We start from the raw sequence: 6877 nt of genomic DNA on the forward strand, positions 1-6877 counted from the left end.
TCGGAGGCGGCGGGCGCGGGGGCGGCGGAGGCCGTAGGCGCGAGGCCCGCAGAGGCCGCAGGCCCAGAAGCCGCAGAGGCGGCAAGGCTCGCCCCGCTCAGCGCAGCCGCGAGTTCCCGGCCCTCCGTCGTCCCTCCGAGGATCAGCACATGCACAGCCCCGACCCTACGAGACGCCCGCCACAGCGCGGCCGTACCCCCGCTTGTTAGCCTGGTCCGCCCCTTTTCACCAGGTGAGGAACTCGACGACGCATGACGGCACCGCACTCCTTGTTCCTCGGCGCGTCCCTGGAGATGACCGGTAAGGACGCCCCGGCCCTGGAGGGTGCGGGGCTCGCGCCCGGTACCCGGGTCAACATCACGCACCTCGCGTCCGAGGACCTGGACACGAGGGTCGACGCCGCGCGAGCCGTAGGGAAGCACGGGCTGGTCCCCGTACCCCACCTGTCGGCGCGCCGCCTGCGTTCCCCGGCGGAGCTGGGCGAAACCCTCGCGGCCCTGCGTTCGGCGCAGGCAGTGGAGTCCGTGTTCGTCGTCGCGGGCGACCCGACGACCCCGCACGGCCCGTACCCCGACGCCCTGTCGGTGATCCGCTCGGGCCTGCTGGAGGAGCACGGCGTACGGCACGTCGGCATCACCGCCTACCCGGAGGGCCACCCGGCGATCGGCACCGAGGCCCTGTGGTCGGCGCTGGAGGAGAAGACCTCGGCGCTGAGGGAACAGAACCTCGCGGCAACGGTCACCACCCAGTTCGGCTTCGCGGTGGACCCGGTCCTGGCGTGGCTGGAAGAGGCGAGGGCGAGGGGCGTCGACGTCCCCGTCCGCATCGGCGTCCCCGGCCCGGCCGGCGTCCGCCGCCTCCTCGCGTACGCCCGCCGCTTCGGCGTCGCCACGAGCACCGGCATAGCCCGCAAGTACGGCTTCTCGCTGACGCAGTTGATGGGTACGGCGGGCCCGGACCGTTTCCTGCGGGCGCTCGCGGCGGGCCTCGTACCGGAGATCCACGGCGAAGTGGCCCTGCACTTCTACACGTTCGGCGGCCTGGCGGCGACGTCGGCGTGGCTCACCGGAGCAGCAGCTGCGCCCCTCCCACCACAGTCGCCGCGATCACCAGCCTCTCGAACAACTGCTGGTTGATCCGGTCGACGGCCCACCGCCCGATCAGCGCCCCCGGCACGACGAACACCACCAGCGCCGCGTCGAGCAGCAACGAGTTCCCGTCGATGAGCCCGAGCCCGGCGCTGAAGGGCACCTTGGACACGTTGACGATCAGGAAGAAGAACGCGGACGTACCCAGGAACCCCAGCTTCCGAAACCCGGCGGACAGCAGGTACATCGACATCACCGGCCCCCCGGCGTTCGCGACCATCGTCGTGAACCCCCCGAGCACCCCGTAGGACCGCGCCTTGAACCGCCCGGCGCGGGTGACGACGGCGTCGGGCTCGTCGACGGGTTCGGCCTGGCGGCGGCGCCAGATCGTCACCCCCGCCATGAGCAGCAGGATCGCCCCGATCGAGGTCCGTACGACCTCGTCGTCGGCCCACACGAGGAACACCGTCCCGACGATCACCCCCGCCGCGACGGCCGGGAAGAGCCGCCACAGCGTGGGCCAGTGGGCGTGCCGGCGGTAGGTGAGGACGGCGAGGACGTCCCCGGCGATCAGGATCGGCAGCAGGACGCCGGTGGACGCGCGGGCCGGCAGGACCGCCGCGAAGACCGCGAGGCTGACGGTGTTCGCGCCGCTCACGGCCGTCTTGGAGAAGCCGACGAGGAGGGCGGCGAGGGCGAGGGCGGCGAACTCCCAGCCGGTGATGTGCCACAGAGTCATCGTGTTCATTGCGTTGACCGATGCTATGCCCATGCATCCGGGGTAGGGAAAGGGCGTCTCACCGCGTGACACTGTGGACTTCTCGATCTCTGGAGGCGGCGTGGGCGATGTCCGTTACCTGACCGGCGTGCGGGGCCGCATCGCGGTGCACGAGTGGGCGGTGCCCCGGCCCCGGTACGTCGCGGTGCTGGTCCACGGCTACGGGGAGCATCTCGGCCGGTACGAGGAGCTCGCGGGGGTGCTGCGGGGGCACGGCTCGGCTGTGCTGGGCCCGGATCACGCCGGGCACGGGCTGTCGGACGGGGAGCGGGTGCTGGTCGGGGACTTCGAGGACGTGGTCACGGACGTCGAGGCGGTGGTGTCGGTGGCGCGGGAGTCGTGGCCGGGGGTGCCGCTGGTCGTCGTGGGCCACTCGATGGGGGGCCTGATCGCCGCGCGGCTGGCCCAGCGGTCGGCGGGACGGGAGGCGGACGGCGAGAGCCTGAGTGAACGGAGCCCGGGTGAACGGCGTTCGGGTGCTCGGAGTCCGGGTGACCGGCGTTCAGGTGACCGGCTTTCCGGCGGCCGGCTCGCCGCGCTGGTCCTGTCCGGGCCGGTCATCGGGGACTGGGCGCTGCCGGGCCGGCTCCTGGCGTACGACGAGATCCCGGACGTCCCGATCAGCCCCGCCGCGCTCTCGCGTGACCCGGCGGTCGGGGCGGCGTACACGGCGGACCCTCTGGTGTGGCACGGGGCGATGAAGCGGGCGACGCTGGAGGCGTTCCGCACGACGCTGGGGACCGTCGCTTCGGGCGGCGGCCTGGGCGGGCTGCCGGTGCTGTGGCTGCACGGCGAGGACGACCGCCTCGTCCCCCTCGCCGAAAGCCGCCCCGGCGTGGCGCGGCTCACCGAGGGCGGCTCGCTGACCTCGTACGTCTATCCGGGTGCCCGGCACGAGGTGTTCGCGGAGACGAACCGCGCGGAGGTGTTCGGGGACCTCACTCGGTTCCTGGACTCAGCAGTACGGTGAGCGCCGCCGAGACGAGGGTCTGCGTGCCCGGCAGCAGTGCCGACAGGTCGGGCGCGAACAGCGGGCTGTGGTTTCCCGGCACGTTGGCGAACTTCTCCCTCAGCTCCTCGCCCTCCGCCGCCGCCCAGACGTCCGCGGGGGTGGTGGTGACGTACCAGTAGTCGTACGGGACGCCTTCGGGGGCGAGTTCGGAGAAGTCCTCGCTGCCCATGACGGGCCCGAAGTCGAACACGGTGTGCTCGCCGAAGAGTTGCCGGTGCGCCTCGGCGACGCGCTGGTCGAGGGCGGCGTCGTTGACGGTCACGGGGTAGCTGGAGACGACCTCTATCTCGGGCGCCTGCGGGCAACCGGCCGCGTCGCACTCGCTGTTGACGATCCGCCGGATCGCCTCCAGTGCCTTGTCCCGGGTACGCGGGTTCTGCGTACGGAGGTTGAGGGCGAGCCGGGCCTCGGCGGGGATGATGTTGTGCGTGGCCCCCGCCTGGAACGCGCCCACGGTCAGGACGGCCGACTCGCTCGCCGCGATCTCCCGGGCGACGACCGTCTGGAGCCGGGTGACGATGTACGAGCCGATCACCACGGGGTCGACCGTCGACTCGGGGCGCGAGCCGTGCCCGCCGACGCCGTGCACGACGACGTCGATGTCGTCCGAGGCGGACATGGTCAGGCCGGGGGTGTGCGGGTAGAACCCCACGGGTCCGGGCGCGGCGTGCTGCCCGAACACGGCGTCCGGCCGGGGGAACCGCTCGTGCAGCCCGTCCGCGACCATCGCCGCCGCGCCGCTCCCGGCCTCCTCCCCGGGCTGCCCGATCACGACGACCGTCCCGGCCCAGCCGTCCCGCCCGGCGGCCAGCACCTCGGCAGCCGCTACGAGCCAGGTGACGTGCAGGTCGTGACCGCAGGCGTGCATCACCCCGTCGACCGTCGAGGCGTACGGCAGCCCCGTCGCCTCCCGCACCGGCAGCGCGTCCATGTCGGCCCGCAGCCACACGACCGGCCCGTCGCCGTTGCGCAGCACACCGACCACACCGGTCCCTCCGACCCCTTCCGTCACCTCGTACCCGGCCCCCTTGAGACGCCCGGCGAGCTTGGCCGCCGTACGGTGCTCCGCGAAGGCGAGTTCGGGGTGCCGGTGGAGATCCCGGTAGAACTCCTCCAGTCCACCGGTCTCCAGGGCTGCGGTGAGTTCGCGGGTGTGGGGGGCTGACATGGGGTTTTCCTCCTTGGGTGGGGTGTGGGTGGACGGTACATCGCGGGTGGCAGGGGAGACATAAAGCCGTCGCGGAGAGCGACGCCGGCGCTTGTCGCGGGGAAGCGGAGGCGCTGCGGGCCTCGGCCGTCCCGTGACAGCCCCGGTCCGCCTCACCGCAGTTCCCTCTCCCCCGCGCCCCCGCTCCTCGCCCGGGGCTTGGCCCCTGTCGGGAGTTCGGCCCGTACCTCCCAGCCCTGCCCCTGCCGTGGCCCGGCGGTCAGTTCGCCGTCGAGGGCTGTGACACGTTCCTTGAGGCCGACGAGGCCGAAGCCGCTGCCGTGGGCCTCGGTGGGGAGGTGGGTGGTGCCGTGGCCGTCGTCCTGGACGATGACGACGAGGCGGTCGGCGTGGGGGAAGAGGGTGACGAGGATGTCGGTGGCGTCGGCGGCGTGGCGGCGGATGTTGGTGAGGGACTCCTGGACGACGCGGTAGGCGGCGGCCTGGATCTCGTGGGGGAGGCCGGAGGGGAGTTCGGGGTCGCGGTGGAGGATCGCGCGCTGTCCGGGTCCGGGGAAGCGGTCGACGAGTTCGCGGATGCCGTCGAGGTCGCCGACGGGGCGGCGTTCGACGGCCTCCGGACCGACGTCCCGCAGGACGCCGACCGTGCGTCGCATCGAGGCCAGCGCCTCGGTCGCGGCGCGCTCGATGCCGGCGAGGACGCCGTCGATCTCCTGCTGCGGGGCGTCGGACATCATGCGGGCGACCTGGGTCTGGACGAGGATGCCGGTCACGTGATGCGCCACGAAGTCGTGGAGGTCGGCGGCGATGGCGAGCCGCTCGGCCCGCCGGGTCTCCCCCACGGCGACGACGCGGCGGTAGTCCAGGGACCGCAGATATCCGGCGATCCCGGAGACGAGCCCGGTGAGCACCAGGCCGACGACCAGGGCCGCGAGGAGCCTGTCGTCGTGCAGGGAGAAGGACTGGAGGTAGCGCTCCGGCAGGGCGAACAGCGCGAGGCCGTTCAGGACGGCGCACCCGGCGGCCCACGGCCCCGGTACCTGCCGCACGGCCAGGAAGAAGAGGCAGAACAGGACGAGAACCTCGCTCGGCCCGAACGCCCCCGGCTCCCGCAGGCCCAGCATCACGCCCGTGTAGAGCAGGGAGAGCAGGGCGGGTACGGCGGTGCGGACCTGCTCCGTGAGCCAGGCGGGCCGCTTTGTCGCGGGCCACAGCACGGCGGCGAAGCCCACGGCGAGGACGGCGCCCGCCGCCCAGGCCGACCCGCCTGCGGCCTCGGCGTACACGAGGTCCAGGACCGCGGCGGCGGGCAGGGTCCCGACGGCCAGGACCCGTGCGCAGCCCCGGGCCCTGCCGGTGACTGATGACATGGCGATCACGGTAGCCCCGCCGGACCCCTCCCCGTATCGGCCGAACGGCCGAGGGCGAGTGGGGGAAACGGGCCGAGAACCTGGCCGGACGGCCGAGGCGGAGGGCGGGGTCGAGCGGCGAGAGTGGTGGCACGGAGCGAAACGGTCGCTTCGCCTCTCCTCTTCTGTCCCGCTCCCGGTTCGGAGGCATGTCATGCAGCGCAGCAAGTTCGTGATCGGTCTGGTGGGCTGTGCCACCGCCGCCGTCGCCGTGGGCGCGGTGGGTACGCACCTCCTGTCGGGCACGCAGTCGACGACGGGGCTGGACGAGCGGTCGGCGGTGCGGGTCAACGGCTATCCGGCCCTGTCCAAGAACATCGTCGAGGGCCGGATCCGGAGCAGGAACCACCCGCTGCCGTGGGTCGGCGACAAGCTCAAGGGCGTGAGCTGTCCGACCGGCCTGAAGGCGGTCGCGGGCGCGACGATCACGTGCAGGGGAGAGAAGAACGACGGGCGGACCGTCGAGATACCGGTCAGCGTCGTCAAGGCGACGCCGTCCTCCGTCACCTGGAAGTTCGAGCGCTGAGCAGAGGCTCACCCACCCCCCTGACGAACCCACTCCCCTGACGAAAGGCTCTCCCTCTCATGACTCCCGTTCTGGCCGGTCTCGGCCTCGTGAAGAAGTACGGCTCGACCGTCGCGCTCGACGGCGTGGACGTCCAGGTCCAGGAGCGTGACTCGCTCGCGATCATGGGCCCGTCCGGCTCCGGCAAGTCGACGCTGCTGCACACCCTGGCCGGCATCGTCCGCCCCGACTCAGGGACGGTCACGCTGCGCGGCGAGAGCATCGAGCGGCTCGGCGAGAACAGGCTGAGCGCGCTGCGCCGCAAGCGGTTCGGCTTCGTGTTCCAGTTCGGCCAGCTCCTGCCCGAGCTGCCGGCCGAGGAGAACGTGGCACTGCCGCTGATGCTGGAGGGCGTGCCGCGCAAGCAGGCGGTGGAGCGGGCCCGCCGCTGGTTCGCGCCGCTCGGCCTGGAGGGTCTGGAGGCGCGCCGCCCCGGTGCCCTCTCCGGTGGGCAGGCTCAGCGGGTCGCCATCGCCCGCGCCCTCGTCATCGAGCCGGACGTCGTCTTCGCCGACGAGCCGACCGGCGCGCTCGACCAGCGCACCAGCTCGGAGGTCGTCACCCTCCTGACGTCCGTCACCCGCGCTCAGGGGGCCGCCCTGGTCATGGTCACCCACGACCCCGACGTCGCCGCCCACTGCGACCGCATCCTCCAGGTCAGGGACGGCCGCATCAGCGGTCACACGCAGTACACGGTGGCCTGAGGACATGGCACCACCGGACCCCGCGAACCCGCCGCCCCCGGCACCGGCTCCCCGGTGAACAGCCACCGCCGGTACGACGCCCGGCCCCGCGCAACCCGTCGGCCGGGCGGCGTACCGGCGGTGGCTGTTCACCGGGGAGCCGGTGCCGGGGGC

Annotated in this window: 7 protein-coding genes; 4 read left to right on the forward strand and 3 right to left on the reverse strand. The window is 72.8% G+C overall.

Annotated elements, in window-relative coordinates; all coding sequences use genetic code 11:
* The first annotated feature begins 251 nt into the window (after positions 1-251).
* Positions 252-1136, forward strand: coding sequence for a methylenetetrahydrofolate reductase (locus tag AOK24_RS20765; RefSeq protein WP_055721564.1), 885 nt, complete (start codon positions 252-254; stop codon positions 1134-1136).
* On the opposite strand, the gene AOK24_RS20770 is transcribed toward AOK24_RS20765, so the two are convergent.
* Positions 1063-1836 carry a sulfite exporter TauE/SafE family protein gene (locus AOK24_RS20770; RefSeq protein WP_055721565.1) on the reverse strand — a complete coding sequence of 258 codons (774 nt, stop codon included), beginning with the start codon at positions 1834-1836 and terminating at the stop codon, positions 1063-1065. The two genes, AOK24_RS20765 and AOK24_RS20770, sit on opposite strands and share 74 nt — an antisense overlap.
* 91 nt (positions 1837-1927) lie before the next feature.
* On the opposite strand from AOK24_RS20770, the gene AOK24_RS20775 reads away from it, so the two are divergent.
* Entirely contained in the window at positions 1928-2836 is a 909-nt protein-coding gene (locus AOK24_RS20775; RefSeq protein ID WP_055721566.1) for an alpha/beta fold hydrolase, read from the forward strand.
* Here AOK24_RS20775 and AOK24_RS20780 read toward each other — a convergent pair.
* Both AOK24_RS20780 and AOK24_RS20785 read right to left on the reverse strand, forming a co-directional pair.
* Positions 2805-4046: an amidohydrolase gene (locus AOK24_RS20780; RefSeq protein ID WP_055721567.1), complete on the reverse strand. Its 1242-nt coding sequence runs from the start codon at positions 4044-4046 to the stop codon at positions 2805-2807. The genes AOK24_RS20775 and AOK24_RS20780 overlap by 32 nt on opposite strands.
* A 152-nt stretch (positions 4047-4198) precedes the next feature.
* Positions 4199-5416: a sensor histidine kinase gene (locus AOK24_RS20785; RefSeq protein ID WP_055721570.1), complete on the reverse strand. Its 1218-nt coding sequence runs from the start codon at positions 5414-5416 to the stop codon at positions 4199-4201.
* Positions 5417-5609: 193 nt separating this feature from the next.
* Here AOK24_RS20785 and AOK24_RS20790 point away from each other — a divergent pair, with 193 nt between their 5' ends.
* Entirely contained in the window at positions 5610-5981 is a 372-nt protein-coding gene (locus tag AOK24_RS20790) for a DUF4333 domain-containing protein (protein ID WP_055721568.1), read from the forward strand.
* A gap of 59 nt (positions 5982-6040) precedes the next feature.
* Positions 6041-6724, forward strand: coding sequence for an ABC transporter ATP-binding protein (locus AOK24_RS20795; RefSeq protein ID WP_055721569.1), 684 nt, complete (start codon positions 6041-6043; stop codon positions 6722-6724).
* The last annotated feature ends 153 nt before the right edge of the window (positions 6725-6877 follow it).

Origin of the sequence: Streptomyces niveiscabiei, assembly GCF_001419795.1 — a bacterium.
GTDB classification, from domain to species: Bacteria; Actinomycetota; Actinomycetes; order Streptomycetales; family Streptomycetaceae; genus Streptomyces; species Streptomyces niveiscabiei.

What these genes read in the sequence shown, in the direction of transcription:
- AOK24_RS20765 (WP_055721564.1), top strand. Translation starts at nt 252, where the DNA reads ATGACGGCACCGCACTCCTTGTTCCTCGGCGCGTCCCTGGAGATGACC.
- AOK24_RS20770 (WP_055721565.1), bottom strand. Translation starts at nt 1,836, where the DNA reads ATGAACACGATGACTCTGTGGCACATCACCGGCTGGGAGTTCGCCGCC.
- AOK24_RS20780 (WP_055721567.1), bottom strand. Translation starts at nt 4,046, where the DNA reads ATGTCAGCCCCCCACACCCGCGAACTCACCGCAGCCCTGGAGACCGGT.
- AOK24_RS20785 (WP_055721570.1), bottom strand. Translation starts at nt 5,416, where the DNA reads ATGTCATCAGTCACCGGCAGGGCCCGGGGCTGCGCACGGGTCCTGGCC.
- AOK24_RS20790 (WP_055721568.1), top strand. Translation starts at nt 5,610, where the DNA reads ATGCAGCGCAGCAAGTTCGTGATCGGTCTGGTGGGCTGTGCCACCGCC.
- AOK24_RS20795 (WP_055721569.1), top strand. Translation starts at nt 6,041, where the DNA reads ATGACTCCCGTTCTGGCCGGTCTCGGCCTCGTGAAGAAGTACGGCTCG.